Genomic DNA, 18,692 nt, shown 5'->3' on the forward strand with positions numbered 1-18,692 from the left:
TAAAAATAGTGAAAAAAAAGCCTACCATGGGCGTGATAGGCAAGGACTACACACAGCAATATACGCGTTTCTAATAAATAGAACCATCAAAAGGAGAAATAAACGTCTCGTTTACAGCCCGCTTATATTAATTTAGTTAAATAGTTTATTCATTAAGAATTGTCCTAATTTACGAATTATTTATGGCTATAAAAAACCAAATTTAACCATTTTTTAACATTATGATCACAATAATTATATCTAGCAAATAAAAACAAATGAGTATTTCAAATGAATGATTAGTTTTTAAAATTATGGCTTAGCGAAAGAGTTAATCCTCTTTCGCTATGTGAGACAGAATTAATTATCATACAAATTATTCTGAAAATTCTTTTTCCAGATATTTTTCAGTTTCGGCTAAATCATTTTCAGGTGCTGGGACTTCGTTCATCCAGGCAATTAATAAACGATAAGCAACGGCTAATACAACCGGCCCGATAAATAAGCCAATCATGCCAAATGAGAGTATTCCGCCAATAACGCCGGTTAATATCAGAGCCATCGGTAAATCAGCGCCTAAACGGATTAAAAATGGACGAAGAAATCCATCCATTGTTGTTACTATACAGCTCCAGACCAATAGCACGGTGCCCCAGGTTGTATCACCTGTCCAGTAAAGCCAGGTGACAGCAGGCACTAAAATCAACAATGGACCAAGCTGGGCAACGCAACAGACAAACATAAGTACTGTCAGTAACGTAGCATAAGGGATCCCTGAAACAGCCAGGCCAAGACCCCCGATAATGGCTTGAACCAGCGCAGTAACGACGACGCCGAGTGCGACAGCGCGGATGGATTGTGCTGCCAGCAGGATGGCGGCATCTCCGCGTTTATCTGCCAGGCGAACGGCAAAATGGCGAATACTCATCGTCACCTGTTCGCCTTTCAGATATAGGAGCACGCTAAATAGCACCATCAAGCCAAGATGGAAAACGAAGCGTCCGGCATTGGCCGCCTGAGTAAAGAACCAGGTTGCCGCCTCTCCGACATAGGGCTGGACTTTAGCAATCAGCACATTTCCACCATCAGTAATCAATGAGTTCCAGCCGCTGTAAAGTTTATCGCCAACCAGCGGAATGCTGTCCAGCCAAGTCATTGCCGGCATTTGAAAATTAGCCGGGGATTTAGCCCACTCGATTAATGGCCCGCTGTTTTCCAATAAGCTACTAACCAGTAATGCGATGGGGATCACAAACAACAGAATTAATAATAACGTCATGATGGAAACTGCAATCCACCGTTTACCCCATAAACTGTTTTGTATTTTTTCCAGTAAAGGCCAGGTGGCGATAACCACCATTCCTGCCCAGACAAAACCAAGGATAAACGGTTTCATCACCCAGAAACTGGTAACAATTAAGAGTGAAAGAAAAATTAAAGTAAACAATAGCTTTGGTAGATCATAATACGGTTGAGATTTGTCCATGAGTTAATTTCTCTAAGGAATTTAGTGGCGCTAAAGATAATGAATAAATAGGATGTTATCTACAGGTTACTCAAAATAGGTGAATATTATGATAAGGTAACCGCTTGCCTTCTCAGACAAGTCAGTTAACGGTGGTTAATGATTACGGCTGACTCGGGCATCAATTCAAAGATAGTATAAATGAAGCAATGTGGACACTCATTTTAAAAGGGTCAAAACGATAATGATCCCACGCATATTACAAGCACCTCACGTGAGTGAGGTGGCACAGGAATTTTTGGATACACTCAAGGAACAAGGATTTACCGGAGATACCGCAAGCAGCTATGCCGATCGCCTGACGATGGCGACAGATAACAGTATCTATCAACTCTTACCGCAGGCTGTCGTTTTCCCTCGATCCGGCGCAGATGTGGTTTTACTGGCCCGTGTCGCCGGCGAAAAAAAATATCAGAATTTGACATTCACCCCGCGCGGAGGCGGTACTGGCACAAACGGCCAGGCCCTTAATGAGGGTATCGTGGTGGATATGTCCCGCTATATGAATCGTATCCTTGAGATTAATCCGGAGCAGGGATGGGTCAGAGTTGAAGCGGGCGTAATTAAAGATCAACTGAACCAATATTTGCGCCCATATGGTTATTTCTTTTCACCTGAGCTTTCAACCAGTAATCGTGCAACATTGGGCGGAATGATTAATACCGATGCTTCCGGTCAGGGTTCACTGGTCTATGGTAAAACATCCGATCATGTTCTTGGTTTACGGGCAGTCTTATTAGGTGGCGAATTACTTGATACCCGCTCAATGGACATAGCACAGGCGGAATCAATTGCTCAGGAAGATTCTGCAACAGGCCGTATCTATAATACGGTACTTAATCGCTGCCGTGAGCGGCGTGAACTTATCGTTGAAAAATTCCCCAAACTCAATCGCTTTCTGACAGGTTATGATTTGCGTCATGTTTTCAGTGACGATATGCAGAAGTTTGACTTGGGTCGTATATTGACTGGTTCAGAAGGAACGCTGGCTTTTATTACCGAAGCGGTTCTGAATATTACACCATTGCCGAAAGTCAGGCGGTTGGTGAACGTAAAATATGATTCATTTGATTCGGCACTGCGTAACGCGCCTTTTATGGTGAATGCAAAAGCTCTATCTGTTGAAACCGTGGATTCAAAAGTTCTGAATTTAGCGCGTGAGGATATTGTCTGGCATTCAGTGAAAGAATTGATCACCGATATTCCTGGCAAGGATATGCAGGGGTTGAATATTGTTGAATTCAGTGGTGATGATCAACAATTGATAGACCAGCAGGTAGACATGCTTTGTCAGCGCCTTGATGAACTGATCGAAGGCCATCAGGGCGTTATTGGCTACCAGATTTGCCGCGAGCTGGCTGATATTGAGCGTATTTATGCAATGCGCAAGAAATCGGTTGGATTACTGGGTAACAGTAAAGGTGTGGCGAAACCGATCCCATTTGTGGAAGATACGTGTGTGCCTCCACAGCATCTTGCTGATTATATTGTGGAATTCCGCCTGCTACTGGATAGCCATCAGCTGAATTATGGTATGTTTGGTCATGTCGATGCCGGCGTGTTGCACGTTCGGCCAGCACTGGATATGTGCGATCCGCAGCAAGAGATACTGATGAAACAAATTTCTGATGAAATTGTCAGTCTCACCGCCCGTTATGGCGGTTTGTTGTGGGGAGAACATGGTAAAGGTTTTCGTGCTGAATATAGTCCGGAATTTTTCGGTAGCATCTTGTATGAAGAGCTGCGCCGGATTAAGGCGGCCTTTGACCCGGATAACCGCTTGAATCCGGGTAAAATCTGCCCACCGATTGGTGTTGATGCGCCAATGATGAAAGTTGATGCCGTCAAGCGGGGGACTTATGACCGGACAATTCCGGTCAATGTAAGAAATACATTCCGTGGTGCGATGGAATGTAATGGTAATGGGTTGTGTTTTAATTTCGATGTGAAAAGCCCGATGTGCCCGTCAATGAAAATTAGCCGGCAGCGTATCCATTCACCGAAAGGCAGGGCAACATTAGTGCGTGAATGGCTTCGGCTTTTGACCGAACAGGGTGTGGATCCGCAACTGTTGAAGCAGGGATTGGAACAAAAACGGCCAAGCTTGCGTGGTTTGATTGAAAAGACGCGTAATAGTTGGCAAGCATGGCGTGGAGAGTATGACTTCTCCCATGAAGTAAAAGAGGCAATGTCGGGTTGTCTGGCATGTAAAGCTTGTTCAACCCAGTGTCCGATCAAAATTGATGTGCCGTCATTCCGTGCCCGTTTTCTTGAGTTATATCACGGCCGTTATCTCCGTCCCTTGCGTGATTATATTGTGGCAGGTGCAGAAAGTAGTACGCCATTAATGGCTAAAGCGCCGCGGGCATTTAATTTTTTCCTGAAACAGTCGTGGGTACAGGAATTGAGCCGCCGAACTATCGGGATGGTGGATCTGCCCTTGTTATCCAGCCCGACACTGCACCAACAGCTTGCTGGTCATTACGCGCTTTCTACTACACTGGAACAGCTTGAAAAAATGGATCAGGCTCATCGTAACGGATATGTGTTGATTGTTCAGGATCCGTTCACCAGTTATTACGATGCGAAAGTGGTGGTTGATTTTGCCTGTCTGGTGGAAAAAGTGGGATATAAGCCGGTATTGCTTCCATTTTCCCCTAACGGTAAGGCCCAACATATCAAAGGATTCTTATCTCGCTTTGCTAAAACGGCCCAAAAAACGTCAGATTTTCTCAGCCGGGTATTTGAGCTGGGCATTCCTATGGTCGGTGTCGATCCTGCATTGGTATTGTGCTATCGAGATGAATATAAAGAAATTCTCGGTGAGCAGCGCGGTAAGTTTGAGGTTCAGCTTGTTCATGAATGGCTGATCAACATCTTGCCGGAGAAAAAGGATAATCAGGTCGTGTCCGGTGACAAATGGTATCTATTCGGACATTGTACGGAAGTGACTATGCTACCAGGCAGTAGTCAACAGTGGGAAAAAATTTTCCAGCGGGTGGGTAGTAAGCTAGATAATATCAGTGTAGGCTGCTGTGGAATGGCTGGAACATATGGTCATGAAAACAAAAACATAAAACACTCTATTGGTATCTATCAATTATCCTGGCAACCTGCCTTGCAGAAATTACCTCTGGAGCGTTGCCTGAGTTCTGGTTATTCCTGCCGCAGTCAGGTTAAGCGGGTAGAAGGGCAAGTACTTAAGCATCCGTTGCAAGCTTTATTGGAGATAATCCCATGATTTGGAAACGTGATATTGGACTGGATAGCCTGAATCAAGTAAATAGCCAGTGTATGATGGGCCATCTGGGCATAAAAATCACGCATATCGGTGATGATTTTATTGAAGGCACAATGCCGGTTGATCATCGTACCCGTCAGCCGTTTGGTTTATTACATGGTGGGGCATCTGTTGTACTGGCAGAATCACTCGGTTCTTTGGCTGGGTATCTCTGTTCCGAAGGTGAGAAAAAAGTTGTTGGGCTGGAAATCAATGCCAACCATATCCGGTCTGTTCGCAGTGGTGAAGTTAAAGGGGTGTGTAAGCCCCTGCATATTGGCCGCAATCACCAAGTATGGCGAATCGATATTTTTGATGAACGTCAACACTTGTGTTGCACCTCACGGTTAACTACGTCAATTTTGCCTGGATAAAATAAAAGTAGGTTATTTTATGGAAAATAACCTACTCATTAAGTGAAAAAGTTATTTTTTTATGTATTAAATTTAGTTGCGATAGTCTTCCTGATTATAGATTTTATCGATATTTTTATAATATCATTTTTATGTGATCTGCTTATATATCTGATGAGTTTAAATGTCGAATAGAATGGGTATAGTGAATTATATTAAAGGGATTAATATCTAAATAAAAACTTCCTTTTATTCAAATCTATAAACGCCGGTATATATTAATTAATACTAAAATTTCAGCGGTTTTAATTTGTATCATTTCCGCTGGGACTTATACCGAAGATCAGCAGTAAGTCACAAGCCAGGAATGGCTTACGGTAAATACACTCAGAAATATAATGTAATATATAGATATATGTATTTTGCTTTGGTATATTCTGGGCGGGCGCTTGAGACTATCTGTCTCTGGCGCGCTGGAGCAGATAGAAGAAAGCCCCGAGTGATCTTTCAATCAACCCGAGGCCTATCCTTATGCTCAACAACATAAGATTAGCCTCTTACACGCCGAAAGGCAAGGAGACGCTAACTATGAAACAGCAAAAAGCGGTACTTATCGCTATTATCGTAATCTGTATTGCCGCTTTAGCGGCTGTGCTGGTCACGAGGAAAGATCTCTGCGAGGTTCGCATCCGAAGCGGCCAAACGGAGGTTGCTGTTTTCATGGATTACGAACCCAAGTAAGAGCAACGGCGGGGAGCAATCCCCGCCATCGCTTGTTGTTGAACATGGCTCTCAAGCGCCCGATCACCAACTATTAATGGCTATCCCGTCATTTTATTCATATTTTTATAATATCATTGCTTATGTGATCTGTTTATATATCTGATGAATTTAAATGTCGAGTTATATCAAAGGAATTAATATCTAAATAAATAAAAACTTCCTTTTATTCAAATCTATAAAATCCGGTGTATATTAATTTCAGCCGTAAATCACAAGCCAGGAATGGCTTACGGTAAATAAACTCAGAAATATAATGTAATATATAGATATATGTATTTTGCTTTGGTATATTCTGGGCGGGCGCTTGAGACTATCTGTCTCTGGCGCGCCGGAGCAGATAGAAGAAAACCCCAAATGATCTTTCAATCAATTTGAGGCCTATTCTTTATGCTTCACAACATAAGATTAGCCTCTTACACGCCGAAAGGCAAGGAGACGCTAACCATGAAACAGCAAAAAGCGATATTTATCGCCATCGTTATTTGTATTGCCGCTTTAGCGGCTGTGCTGGTCACGAGGAAGGATCTCTGTGAGGTTCGCATCCGAAGCGGCCAAACGGAGGTTGCTGTTTTCATGGATTACGAACCCAAGTAAGAGCAACGGCGGGGAGCAATCCCCGCCATCGCTTGTTGTTGAACATGGCTCTCAAGCGCCCGATCACCAACTATTAATGGCTATCCCGTCATTTTATTCATATTTTTATAATATCATTGCTTATGTGATCTGTTTATATATCTGATGAATTTAAATGTCGAGTTATATCAAAGGAATTAATATCTAAATAAATAAAAACTTCCTTTTATTCAAATCTATAAAATCCGGTGTATATTAATTTCAGCCGTAAATCACAAGCCAGGAATGGCTTACGGTAAATACACTCAGAAATATAATGTAATATATAGATATATGTATTTTGCTTTGGTATATTCTGGGCGGGCGCTTGAGACTATCTGTCTCTGGCGCGCCGGAGCAGATAGAAGAAAGCCCCAAATGATCTTTCAATCAATTTGAGGCCTATCCTTATGCTAGACAACATAAGATTAGCCTCTTACACGCCGAAAGGCAAGGAGACGCTAACCATGAAACAGCAAAAAGCGATATTTATCGCTATTATCGTTATCTGTATTGCCGCTTTAGCGGCTGTGCTGGTCACGAGGAAGGATCTCTGTGAGGTTCGCATCCGAAGCGGCCAAACGGAGGTTGCTGTTTTCATGGATTACGAACCCAGGTAAGAGCAACGGCGGGGAGCAATCCCCGCCATCGCTTGTTGTTGAACATGGCTCTCAAGCGCCCGATCACCAACTATTAATGGCTATCCCGTCATTTGATTCATATTTTTATAATATCATTGTGATGTGATTTGTTTATATACCTGATGAATTTAAATGTTGAATAGAATGGATATGGTGAATTATATTAAAGGGATTAATATAGGAATAGATAAAAGCTTCCTTTTATTCAAAACTATAAACACCGGCATATATCAATTAATGCTAAAACTCCAGTGGTTTTAATGTGTATTTAATTACACTTAAATATAAAGGGTGTCTGAGAGCCAAGTGGGCCCTTGTTATCCATGTGAATAAGAGTAACGTCACACAAATAACGATCAAACTCAATATTACGATTTTTTGCGGCTTCATAACCTTTTCCCCTTGCTTTTTATAATTAATTGAATTGATTAAATGGGAACTCTATTTGTATATATTACAATCATAATGGCAACGTCTATACTGCATCTCCGGTATATCTGAAAGCTCACATCAATAGTATTTATGATGAACCTTTTGTGCTTTTATTTTGTATCAAAAAGTACAAAGCAGCACAATTAATCAAACTAATAATGTATATATAAAACAAAGAATTAAAAATATATTTTCATACGTGATGAACATAAGTCGTTGTGTTTGGGTGAAATTTAATCTATTTAAGGTATATCCTCTTAAAACAAATGGTTGAAGTGATAAGGGTTATCATTACCATTATACGGTAAGGAGAATACTCCTATAACAGCGGCAAAAAATTGCTAAAGAAAAATATGAGGTCAACTATGACAAATAGTGTTGAAACCTTCTCTCTGAATGAAACCGCCTGGCAAGGGATCACCATCACAGGGAGAGCCGCAGCACAGATCTTGAAATTGATGCAGCAGAACCCACAAAGTAAAGGGTTATATCTGGGGGTTAAGCAGTCAGGATGTGCCGGCTTTGGCTACGTGTTTGAAATGGTTAACGATCCTGCGCCTGATGATTTATTGTATGAAAATGAAGGGGCATGTCTGTATGTTCCCCTGAAAGCCATGCCATTTATCGATGGAACTGAAGTTGATTTTGTTCGTGAAGGTTTAAATCAGATATTTAAATTCAATAATCCAAAAGCTCAACATGCCTGCGGGTGTGGTGAAAGCTTTGGTATATAAGCGTACCAATATATGTCTCAGAGCAATGTAGAAATCAGCGATGATGTGCAGACTTGGCTCAGCGATCATCGTTATAAAGAGGGTTTTTTCACTCAGGTAGCGACTGATGAGTTGGCTAAGGGGTTGAGTGAAGATGTTGTGCGGGCAATTTCCGCAAAACGTAATGAACCTGAATGGATGCTGGCGTTTCGGCTGGAGGCTTATCGCCATTGGTTGGGAATGGAAGAGCCGCACTGGTTGAAGGCGAATTATCCTCATCTTGATTACCAGAACTATAGCTATTATTCAGCACCTTCATGCGGAGCCTGTGATGATAGTTGCAACTCGCAATCCGGTGCTATGCAGGCAACGGGTACAGAGCAAACGAATAATTATTTGACGGCAGAGATTGAAGAAGCATTTGATAAGTTGGGTGTTCCTGTGCGGGAAGGTGAAGCTGTCGCGGTAGATGCTATTTTTGATTCAGTTTCTGTTTCAACAACCTATCGGGATAAATTAGCGAAAGAAGGCATTATTTTTTGCTCATTCAGCGAGGCAATACAGGAATACCCTGAGTTAGTCCGTCAATATCTCGGCAGTGTGGTTGCAAGTTACGATAACTTCTTTGCCGCGTTGAATGCCGCCGTCGCTTCTGATGGTACTTTTGTTTATGTGCCAAAAGGGGTTCGGTGCCCGATGGAACTCTCCACCTATTTTCGTATCAACGCAGCGAAAACCGGTCAATTTGAGCGCACCATTTTGATTGCTGATGAGGGCAGTTATGTCAGCTACATAGAGGGATGCTCTGCCCCTGTACGTGATAGCTATCAACTGCACGCCGCTGTTGTGGAAGTGATTATCCATAAAGATGCTGAGGTAAAATACTCCACGGTACAGAACTGGTTTTCAGGCGGTGACAGTGAGGGGGGGATCCTTAACTTTGTGACTAAAAGAGCATTGTGTGAAGGCGAAAATGCCAAAATGTCCTGGACACAATCAGAAACGGGTTCAGCAATTACTTGGAAATATCCGAGTGTGATCCTGAAAGGGGATAACTCGATTGGTGAATTCTTCTCTGTTGCCCTAACTAATGGCACTCAACAGGCAGATACCGGCACCAAGATGATCCATATTGGTCGTAACACCAAATCGACTATCATCTCAAAAGGCATTTCTGCCGGCTGTAGCCAGAACATTTATCGTGGGTTGGTAAAAATACTGCCGGGAGCGGAAAACGCCCGTAATTATACCCAATGTGATTCCATGCTGATTGGTACTGAGTGTGGCGCGCATACATTTCCCTATGTAGAAGTACAGAACAACACTGCGCAACTGGAGCATGAGGCGACAACTTCCCGCATTGGTGAAGATCAATTGTTCTATTGCCTGCAACGCGGCATCAGTGAAGATAATGCGATTTCAATGATTGTTAATGGCTTCTGTAAGGATGTGTTCTCTGAACTTCCCCTTGAGTTTGCTGTTGAAGCGCAGAAATTGCTGGCAATTAGCCTTGAACACAGTGTTGGGTGAGTTCTCCCTGTTTCCCTTTTTTATACAGAATGTTAAGTCGTTCGAAGGCATGTAATATGTTAAGTGTTAAAAATTTACGAGTCAGTGTTGAAGGTAATGAAATCCTGACAGGATTAAATCTTGAAGTTAAGCCGGGTGAAGTTCATGCCATCATGGGACCGAATGGCTCAGGTAAAAGCACATTATCGGCAACGTTAGCTGGCCGTGAAGAGTATGAAATTGATGATGGTGAAGTCATCTTTAAAGGAAAAGATTTATTTGAATTTGAGCCGGAAGAGCGGGCTGGTGAGGGGATTTTCCTGGCTTTTCAATATCCGGTGGAAATTCCGGGTGTCAGTAATCAATTCTTCCTGCAAACGGCAGTGAACGCTGTCCGTGAATATCGCCATCAAGAGCCGTTGGATCGTTTTGATTTTGCCGATTTTATCGAAGAAAAAATAGCACTGCTGAATATGCCACAAGACTTGCTGACACGTTCAGTCAACGTTGGTTTTTCCGGTGGTGAGAAAAAACGTAACGATATTCTGCAAATGGCCGCGCTGGAGCCGACACTCTGTATTTTGGATGAAACAGATTCAGGGTTGGATATTGACGCCCTGAAAATTGTGGCTAATGGTGTGAATTCCCTGCGTGATCCAAACCGATCATTCATTATTGTAACCCACTACCAACGTATCTTAGATTACGTGAAACCTGATTTCGTCCATGTGCTTTATCAGGGGCGGATTATTAAATCCGGTGATTTTAGTCTGGCGAAAAAGCTGGAGGAGCAAGGCTATGGCTGGCTTATTGACCAACAGTGAAAAAGCTGAAAAGACGCGTCAGATTGCGGAGCGTAATCAGCAAGCCTTAGCGCGTTTCGCTGATTTGTATCATTGCCGCCATGGTGGTGATTCATCTCATGCCAGTCTGCATTGGCAGAAAGTGACTGAAACCCGGTTTCCTCAATTCAGACATGAAGATTGGCGCTATACTCCGCTGGAACAACTGTTAAGTCAGCAATACAGCGAAAAAATCTGTGAATTAACATTAGAGAAATGCGAACAACTAGCGATTCCGATGGATTGCTGGCGTATCGTTATGGTGGATGGTTGTTTTTCTCCTTTGCTGAGTTCCGGTGAATTTGGGCCGTATCAGTTGAGTTTACTGGATAACAAAAGTGGGCTTCCGGCACCGATCGAGAGCGAGATTTTTCTGCATTTGACAGAAAGCCTTGCTAAACAGCCTTTGGTCATAACATTAAAAGTTGGGCAAGTTGCGGAAAACCCCCTTTATCTGCTGAATATAACCAGTGGTTATCGTGGTGAAGCATTGAATACCAGCCATTACCGCTATCACATTGCTGTGGAAGCGAATGCCTGTGCCAGAGTGATTGAACATTTCGTCAGTATTGATGAGCAGCAACCTCATATGACAGGAAGCCGGTTGACCGCAGAAGTGGGGGATAACGCCAGCTTAACCCATATAAAACTGGGTGTTGAGAATAGTGAAAGCTACCACTTTGCACATAACGACATTGTGGTTGGTCGTGATGCCCGGGTGAAGAGCACCAGTTTTCTGTTGGGTGCCGGGCTTGGTCGACACAATACCAGCGTTCAGCTTAATGGCGAAGGGGCGAATCTGTCGTTGAACAGCTTGTTGTTGCCACAAGGAAAAGAGGTCGCTGATACTCGTACTTATCTGGAACATAATAAGGGCAATTGTGAAAGCCGCCAGTTACATAAAACAATTGTGATGGATCAGAGTAAAGCGGTATTTAACGGCATGATTAAAGTGGCACCTCATGCACTGAAAACCGATGGGAAAATGACCAATAACAACTTGTTATTAGGTAAACGGGCAGAAGTGGATACCAAACCACAACTGGAAATTTACGCGGATGATGTGAAATGCAGTCATGGTGCGACCGTTGGTCGGATAGATGAAGAACAACTGTTCTATCTGCAATCACGTGGTATCAGCCGGTGTGATGCTCAACATATGATTATATTTGCTTTTGCTGCTGAACTTACTGAATGTATTGAAGACGAAGCCCTGAAAACCGTTGTCATGAAACACATTAAACGGCGTTTAGCGGGAGTGGCAAAATGACTTTTTCTGTAAAAAAGGTGCGGGAGGATTTCCCGGTACTTACACAGCAAGTTAATGGGCATCCACTGGTTTATCTTGATAGTGCCGCCAGTGCTCAGAAGCCGGTTTCGGTTATAGAACGGGAAAGTGAATTCTGTTTACACCAGTACGCGGCGGTTCACCGGGGAATTCATACTCTCAGTTCTGCGGCTACCCGTATGGTTGAAAATGTGCGCCATCAGATGGCGCAATTCATTCATGCTCAAAGTGATGAAGAGATTGTTTTCGTCAAAGGTACAACGGAAGGGATTAATCTGGTCGCTAACAGTTATGGCCGCAAATTTATCAATAGTGGCGATAATATTGTGATTACTGAAATGGAACATCACGCCAATATTGTTCCGTGGTATATGCTGGCGGAACAAATTGGGTTTGAAATCAGAGTATGGTCCCTGAATGAAAACGGTGAGTTGGATCAATCGGTTTTAGCATCCTTGATTGATTCACGTACTAAATTACTTTCTTTTACTCACCTGTCTAATGTGCTCGGCACAGTGAACCCGGTACGTGAAATTATACAACAGGCAAGAAGAGTGGCTGATGAGCAGGGTGGTCAGTTACATATTCTGGTTGATGGTGCTCAGGCCATTATGCACAAGAAAGTTGATGTGCAGGATCTGGGGTGCGATTTCTATGTTTTTTCCAGCCATAAATTATACGGACCAACCGGAATTGGCGTGCTTTATGGGCGTAAATCCCTTCTGGACGCTATGCCACCTTGGGAAGGTGGCGGAGCAATGATCAAACACGTCAGCTTGCAAAAAGGGATAACTTATGTGGAACCACCATGGCGGTTTGAAGCGGGGACGCCGAATATCGCGGGAATTATTGGGCTTGGCGCCGCAGTTGATTATGTCACTTCACTGGGGCTGGATGAAATTCAGCGACATGAACAAGCGCTGATGGATTATGCAATGACCCGGCTGAAAGAGGTCAGGTCACTGAAATTGTATGGCCCGAAACAACGTCAGGGGGTTATCGCTTTCAACCTTGGACACCATCATGCTTATGATGTGGGAAGTTTCCTTGATCAATATGGTATTGCGATTCGTACCGGGCATCATTGTGCACTGCCTCTGATGGAGCATTATCACGTTCCCAGCATGTGCAGGGCGTCACTGGCGATTTATACTACGCGAGAAGATATTGATACGCTTGTTGCTGCATTGCAGCGGATAGAAAAACTGCTTGGTTGAGACGGTGATAAATCGAAAGAGTGATAAAGGAAAAAGTCATGGCAAGTTTGCCCGACCAAAATAGATTGTTACGTAATTTTTCCCGCTGCCAAAATTGGGAAGAAAAATATCTCTATATGATTGAACTGGGGGCGAGATTGTCCCTACTGACTGACGAACAACGTCAACCTGAGCATTTAATCGCCGGTTGTCAGAGTCAGGTGTGGATTTTGCTGAGGAAGAATGACCAAAGCAAAGTGGAATTTGTTGGAGACAGTGATGCCGCTATCGTGAAAGGGCTGGTTGCAATGGTTTTTATTCTTTTTCAGGATAAGACGCCGCAGGAGATCCTGGATTTGGATGTGACTGAATATTTTGCAAAACTTTCTCTGGAGCAACATTTAACACCATCACGGACACAGGGGCTGCATGCGATGATATATGCCATTCGCAATACGGCAAGTAAAATGGTTTAAATCGCAGTCTTACGTGTTTCTTTCGCGGCTGATAATATACACGGCCGCGACAGGTGAATGAGGCTTCAACCTTTTGCGCTTAATTTATCCGATAACATTCAGAAGTCATTCCAGGAAGCAAGCATGAAACGAGTTTTAACGTTTATCGGCATGTTATTGTTAAGTGCGCTGACGAATACCGTCAGCGCGACAGAATATACCTTGCCACCTGCCAATAGTCGTTTAATTGGCGAAAATACGACATTTGTTGTACCAGATGACGGACGTTCTCTGGAGGCCATTGCTGCCGAATATCAAATTGGATTACTGGCAATGCTGGAGGCTAACCCCGGTACCGATCCTTATTTGCCGGCTCCGGGTTCTGAACTGATTATTCCATCCCAAATGTTGTTGCCTGATACACCAAGGCAGGGGATTGTGATTAACCTTGCGGAACTAAGACTTTACTATTTCCCTAAAGGAAAAAACAAAGTCATCGTTTACCCAATTGGTATTGGACAGCTTGGTCGTAACACACCAGTGATGACAACATCGGTAAGCCAGCTAATTAAAGATCCAACCTGGACGCCGACTAAGAATATCCGTAAGCATTATGCTGAACAGGGGATTATCTTACCTGCGGTTGTTCCTGCTGGCCCGGAAAATCCAATGGGGGCATTTGCACTGCGTTTAGCCGCTGGGCGCGGAGAATACTTGATTCATGGCACTAATGCTGATTTTGGCATTGGTATGCGGGTGAGTTCGGGTTGTATCCGTCTGCGTCCTGATGATATTGAAGCTGTGTTTAACATGGTTTCCCGTGGAACCAGAGTTCAGATTATTAATGAAGCCGTCAAGTATTCTGTCGAGCCAGAGGGTAAACGTTATATTGAAGTCCATCAGCCGTTGTCTAAAAAAGAGGGAGATGATCCACAAACATTACAGATTGTACGATCAGCCGGTTTGAACAAGTTCATTGATGATAGCAAGACAGATAAAAATATTGTTGAACAAGCTATTGTGCGCCGTTCTGGTATACCGGTGCTGGTAAGTGAAAATACACAGCCTGAAACACAACAGGATCTGCGAGAAGAAAATAGAGCGCTGATGGAAGACGACGTTAAAGATACAGAACAAGAAGTCAATAAAGATGTATCTGAATCGTTTAAATTACCGCCATTATATCAGCCAGGGCCAATCTATCGGGAAAATTAATATTTTATTGCAGACAGGGAAGTTAGCGGATATTTTTCTGACAGAACTTCATGATAAAAAACGGCGCACAGATAGATTGTGCGCCATTTTTGTACTTTATTACAAAAAATTATTTTTTGTAGGAACGAACTTGGTTATCCAGACGCTGATTTGCACGAGCTGCATCGTCTTTAGCGGCTTGAATGTCAGTACGTACTGCGTTCACGTCGTTGCTCAGTTGATCAACTTTTGAATTCAGAGTCTGAACATCAGAAGACAGTTGGTCAACCTTAGCAGTGCTTGAACAACCAGCCAACAGAGTAGAAGCCAGAACTACTGCACCCAGTACAATTTTAGTACGATTCATTATAATACCCTCTAGATTTAAGTTAATCTCCAAGTAGCCATATAAGTATTACACAAAGTTTTTTAGAAAGAGAATAAATTTTTATCATGAAAACCAATTATTTCAAATTTTCTCTTTAGTAGGTGGTAATTTTCATCGGAATGTAAAAAAACAAAACCATTGAGTAACATTTTAATCAAAGAAATCCTATTCCATAAGGGGATGATATTCTCCGAAATAATTTTAGTTAAAAATTCTTATAAATAAAAAACACCATATCGAAGCCATCTTGAGTCTATTGAATCATAGGGACGTGTCTTACATGGAAACATTCCGCATACATAAATCTAGGGTTTCGCTTAAAACAAATTTGTTAACTGAATCTTATTGTAGATAAGCATCTTGACAATACTCAGGTTGAATTCTAGGCTCAAATTCAAACTGGTAAGAGGAGTCTTCTATGCTAATTGATCAATCCAACGAGTATTTTAACATCACCGTTGACAACGGGGTCGCTCATTTGCAGCTCAGTCGCCCGGAAAAGGCAAACAGCTTGGCACTGACGTTCTGGAAATTATTTCCAGAGGCAATAGAGCAACTCAGTCGTTCAGGAGAGGTGCGGGCAATGGTGATCTCTGCGCAAGGTAGCGCATTCTGTGGTGGGCTTGACTTGCAAATCTTCGCCTCCAGCAAAGAAACCCATACGACGGATCCTAATGAACGGGAAGCTATGCAATTTAGCTTATTACAAATGCAGGAGGCGATAAGTGTATTGGAACGTGCCCGCTTCCCGATCATTGCCGCAGTACAAGGAGTATGTCTCGGTGCAGGATTTGACTTAATTGCTGCATGTGATTTTTGTTTTGCTTCTGAAAATGCGAAGTTTCGTATAGAGGAAACCAATATCGGTATGATGGCAGACTTAGGTATTCTTCAACGTCTGCAACATCTGATCCCTGGCGGTGTGGCACGCTATCTTGCACTCACAGGGGATACGTTACATGCCGCTCAGGCTCATGATTTAGGACTTGTGGTAAAGATCTTCCCTTCTACGGAGGCATTGATCGAGGGGGCTTTAGCGACTGCCCGACGTATAGCTGATCGGCCTCCAGTTGCTATTAACGGGGTTAAACGGGCCATGCTTTACAGTCGTGATCATGGTGTTTACGAATCATTGCAACAAACAGCACTGTTGCAAGCTTCGATTTTTAGCCGGCAGGATATCTTGTGCTCGATTCAAACAAAAGCAGCTGGAGCAACAAGTGAATTCCAGAACTTAAACGAAGTAGGTAAAGCTTTCGATGAGCCATGATTAAGACAGCGATGCCGATAAATATGTAAAGTGGGCTTTCCGCAAATGACGTAATGCTGGGAAACGTAGGGGTAAGCCATTTTCTGATCAGTAAATAGAAAATGGCGTCATTACGACACAGGTTTGAATGAATAGGGCAGTAGATCATTATTCTCACCATGAAAATATTTATTACATCAGAACAAAAAATCAAACTTGAACGTCTTCATGACATCCCTCGTGATGGGAAAGTCCGGGATAGAATAAAAGCCATCCTTCTTGCTTCTGAAGGTTGGCGTTCTGTGATGATAGCCCAGGCATTGCGACTCCATCAGACCACCGTTGACGCTGCTCACCCGACTCAAAGCACTAAACTCGGTTGAAGGTCTTATCCTAACTACCATCAAAAAATTCATCTTATTGTGGATGGGGCTTATGTTAGCAATATTGAATTACCTTCCTCCATACAGCCCAAATTTAAATCCGATAGAGCGATTATGGAAGGTCATGAATGAACATGTTCGGAATAACCGTTATTTTGCTGATAAACATGAATTTCGAGACAAAGTATTCAAATTTTTCACCACAACGCTACCTGATATAGCAGGCTCGCTGACGTCTAGAATTAACGACCATTTTCAGGTGCTAAAAACTGCATCTTGAAGTTTCTTGGGTTTATAGAGAGTTTTGTTATTTCATATTCGTTAATGAGGTTTGCTGTTTCTGGAATCTATCTAAGGTTGATGACCACATATTAGTTTTGTTTTAAAAGATAAATAACCACACCAACTAATAAAATTTTTCCTTATTCAGTTTTCACCGAATGAACTATCTTGACTATTAAGCATAGAATAAATAACCGGGATTTATTCGTTCATAGATCTCTGTAGTGGTGGCATTCCCCAGGGGCACTGAATATATTCTCATTTGCATATTATGAATGAGAATCATTCTTTCTTACTATTGTTTTATATATTTGATTGCGGACTTGAAAATGACCTTAGCTGTGATGGATACAATATAATTAACTTAATAACAACATGTATGTAACACTTTGATTGAGAATTGATGATCCTTAATTATATAAAAATAAGTGAGCTTTTTCATTTTATGTAAATAAATGTCATTTTTTATGTTTTATTTAAATGTTATGTAATTTATCTTCTTGTATCAGCTTTTATATTTATTTGGCATTTAACACATTGTGCTATTTGATCAAAAAAGACTTGATTTTAATATGCACTCATTAGGAGAATCTAATTATTCAGTAACAGTCCATCCTATTAATGAATCGACTCATTGATGGAACGGGAATAGCCCGATTAATTGTTTATATCCTGGTTAACCTCTGGTCGGAAAATACCTGACCAGATTTGTCGTTTTCCTGATTTATTCTGACTGACGCCTGAATTCTTATTCGGTTTTAGTTCTGTTCGGCCCTGAATATCGTCGCCTGCCAGCGACCGCAAAGGGTGCCGGGCTCTTTATTGACTCTGTTACCAGCAAACTGACCGGTACCTGTGTGCACGAAGTGACTAGGAGAAAATGATGAACAACACAACCCCGGCGATCATCTTTGATCACAGCCGCTACAAACTGAAAGTGTGGAAAAATACCGCGCCACTAGATGTGGTGGCGTTTAGCGGGCAGGAATTCTTAAGCCGGCCTTTTCGTTACACCATTGAATTCACCAGCTTGGTGAAGGATATCAAACCGGCGCAGATGCTGATGCGGGACGCCGCGTTTACCCTGACATCGGCCGCGATTAATCCGGGAATGCGAGGCATGCCGGTGATACCGCCGGCACCGTTGCGCACAATCTACGGCGTGATCAGTGGATTTAAACTGTTGTCCACCTCGCGGGATGAAAGCCATTACGAAGTGACCCTGGAGCCGCGACTGGCCCTGTTGTCACGAAGCCACCAATTCGCGATTTATCAAAAGATGTCGGTACCGGAAATTGTGGAAAAAATCCTGCGTGAACGTCACGGTTTTCGTGGTCAGGATTTCTTATTCACCCTGGCGTACCCCTGCCCGAAGCGGGATCAGGTGATGCAATACGACGAAGATGACCTGCGCTTTGTGCAACGTCTGCTGGCGGAAGTGGGTATCTGGTACAAACTGACGGCGGACGACCGGCTGAAAATTGATGTGGTGGAGTTTTACGACGATCAGCGTTACTACCAGTTGAATGTCTATATGCCGGCCCGCAATCCGTCAGGGATGCACGGCGGGGAGGAAGACGCGGTGTGG

At 42.9% G+C, this 18,692-nt stretch carries 17 protein-coding genes and 1 pseudogene; 15 read left to right on the top strand and 3 right to left on the bottom strand.

Annotation, left to right across the window (positions count from 1 at the left end; translation table 11 throughout):
- Nucleotides 1-355: 355 nt before the first annotated feature.
- On the bottom strand, nt 356-1,465 hold the full coding sequence (ydiK, locus tag ACGF7G_RS16740; protein ID WP_133812812.1) for an AI-2E family transporter YdiK: 1,110 nt from the start codon (nt 1,463-1,465) through the stop codon (nt 356-358).
- A 223-nt stretch (nt 1,466-1,688) separates the two neighbouring features.
- On the opposite strand from ydiK, the gene ACGF7G_RS16745 reads away from it, so the two are divergent.
- The 5 genes from ACGF7G_RS16745 to ACGF7G_RS16765 all read left to right on the top strand — a co-directional run bounded on the left by ACGF7G_RS16745 (nt 1,689) and on the right by ACGF7G_RS16765 (nt 7,152).
- Nucleotides 1,689-4,745 carry an FAD-binding and (Fe-S)-binding domain-containing protein gene (locus ACGF7G_RS16745; RefSeq protein WP_387466954.1) on the top strand — a complete coding sequence of 1,019 codons (3,057 nt, stop codon included), beginning with the start codon at nt 1,689-1,691 and terminating at the stop codon, nt 4,743-4,745.
- Complete coding sequence (gene menI / locus ACGF7G_RS16750) at nt 4,742-5,158, top strand: 1,4-dihydroxy-2-naphthoyl-CoA hydrolase (protein WP_133812814.1); 417 nt, start codon at nt 4,742-4,744, stop codon at nt 5,156-5,158. The genes ACGF7G_RS16745 and menI overlap by 4 nt, the downstream gene beginning before the upstream one ends.
- A 567-nt stretch (nt 5,159-5,725) precedes the next feature.
- Complete coding sequence (locus tag ACGF7G_RS16755; protein WP_036849486.1) at nt 5,726-5,878, top strand: Hok/Gef family protein; 153 nt, start codon at nt 5,726-5,728, stop codon at nt 5,876-5,878.
- 486 nt (nt 5,879-6,364) lie between these two features.
- Nucleotides 6,365-6,514: a type I toxin-antitoxin system Hok family toxin gene (locus tag ACGF7G_RS16760; protein ID WP_051225736.1), complete on the top strand. Its 150-nt coding sequence runs from the start codon at nt 6,365-6,367 to the stop codon at nt 6,512-6,514.
- 485 nt (nt 6,515-6,999) lie between these two features.
- Nucleotides 7,000-7,152 (top strand): Hok/Gef family protein, encoded by a 153-nt coding sequence (locus tag ACGF7G_RS16765; protein WP_387466955.1) that lies wholly within the window; start codon nt 7,000-7,002, stop codon nt 7,150-7,152.
- 261 nt (nt 7,153-7,413) lie between these two features.
- On the opposite strand, the gene ACGF7G_RS16770 is transcribed toward ACGF7G_RS16765, so the two are convergent.
- Nucleotides 7,414-7,563 carry a Hok/Gef family protein gene (locus ACGF7G_RS16770; RefSeq protein WP_387466957.1) on the bottom strand — a complete coding sequence of 50 codons (150 nt, stop codon included), beginning with the start codon at nt 7,561-7,563 and terminating at the stop codon, nt 7,414-7,416.
- A 407-nt stretch (nt 7,564-7,970) separates the two neighbouring features.
- Between ACGF7G_RS16770 and sufA the strand changes: the two genes are divergently transcribed.
- From sufA to ACGF7G_RS16805, 7 genes are all read left to right on the top strand, one after another.
- Nucleotides 7,971-8,339 (top strand): Fe-S cluster assembly scaffold SufA, encoded by a 369-nt coding sequence (gene sufA, locus ACGF7G_RS16775; RefSeq protein WP_387466958.1) that lies wholly within the window; start codon nt 7,971-7,973, stop codon nt 8,337-8,339.
- Between the two features lie 12 nt (nt 8,340-8,351).
- Nucleotides 8,352-9,848: a Fe-S cluster assembly protein SufB gene (gene sufB, locus ACGF7G_RS16780; protein WP_387466960.1), complete on the top strand. Its 1,497-nt coding sequence runs from the start codon at nt 8,352-8,354 to the stop codon at nt 9,846-9,848.
- A 56-nt stretch (nt 9,849-9,904) separates the two neighbouring features.
- Nucleotides 9,905-10,651, top strand: a complete 747-nt coding sequence (gene sufC, locus ACGF7G_RS16785) for a Fe-S cluster assembly ATPase SufC (protein WP_133812820.1) — start codon at nt 9,905-9,907, stop codon at nt 10,649-10,651.
- The gene (sufD, locus tag ACGF7G_RS16790; RefSeq protein WP_387466962.1) at nt 10,626-11,939 is read left to right on the top strand and encodes a Fe-S cluster assembly protein SufD; all 1,314 of its coding nucleotides are present in this window, start codon (nt 10,626-10,628) and stop codon (nt 11,937-11,939) included. The genes sufC and sufD overlap by 26 nt, the downstream gene beginning before the upstream one ends.
- Entirely contained in the window at nt 11,936-13,174 is a 1,239-nt protein-coding gene (gene sufS, locus ACGF7G_RS16795; protein WP_387466964.1) for a cysteine desulfurase SufS, read from the top strand. The genes sufD and sufS overlap by 4 nt, the downstream gene beginning before the upstream one ends.
- 38 nt (nt 13,175-13,212) lie before the next feature.
- Nucleotides 13,213-13,629, top strand: a complete 417-nt coding sequence (sufE, locus tag ACGF7G_RS16800; RefSeq protein ID WP_387466966.1) for a cysteine desulfuration protein SufE — start codon at nt 13,213-13,215, stop codon at nt 13,627-13,629.
- Between the two features lie 123 nt (nt 13,630-13,752).
- Nucleotides 13,753-14,823 carry a L,D-transpeptidase family protein gene (locus ACGF7G_RS16805; protein ID WP_387466968.1) on the top strand — a complete coding sequence of 357 codons (1,071 nt, stop codon included), beginning with the start codon at nt 13,753-13,755 and terminating at the stop codon, nt 14,821-14,823.
- Between the two features lie 109 nt (nt 14,824-14,932).
- On the opposite strand, the gene ACGF7G_RS16810 is transcribed toward ACGF7G_RS16805, so the two are convergent.
- Nucleotides 14,933-15,169, bottom strand: a complete 237-nt coding sequence (locus ACGF7G_RS16810) for a major outer membrane lipoprotein (RefSeq protein ID WP_133812825.1) — start codon at nt 15,167-15,169, stop codon at nt 14,933-14,935.
- Nucleotides 15,170-15,608: 439 nt separating this feature from the next.
- Between ACGF7G_RS16810 and ACGF7G_RS16815 the strand changes: the two genes are divergently transcribed.
- The 3 genes and pseudogenes from ACGF7G_RS16815 to vgrG form a co-directional block, all read left to right on the top strand.
- Nucleotides 15,609-16,460, top strand: a complete 852-nt coding sequence (locus tag ACGF7G_RS16815; protein WP_133812826.1) for an enoyl-CoA hydratase-related protein — start codon at nt 15,609-15,611, stop codon at nt 16,458-16,460.
- A 158-nt stretch (nt 16,461-16,618) separates the two neighbouring features.
- Nucleotides 16,619-17,102 (top strand): annotated as a pseudogene (locus ACGF7G_RS16820) (transposase).
- A gap of 885 nt (nt 17,103-17,987) precedes the next feature.
- Nucleotides 17,988-18,692: type VI secretion system tip protein VgrG (vgrG, locus tag ACGF7G_RS16825; protein WP_387466971.1), on the top strand; the 705-nt coding region annotated here is incomplete at its 3' end.

Origin of the sequence: Photorhabdus sp. RM323S (genome assembly GCF_042879375.1) — a bacterium.
Classification (GTDB): domain Bacteria; phylum Pseudomonadota; class Gammaproteobacteria; order Enterobacterales; family Enterobacteriaceae; genus Photorhabdus; species Photorhabdus tasmaniensis.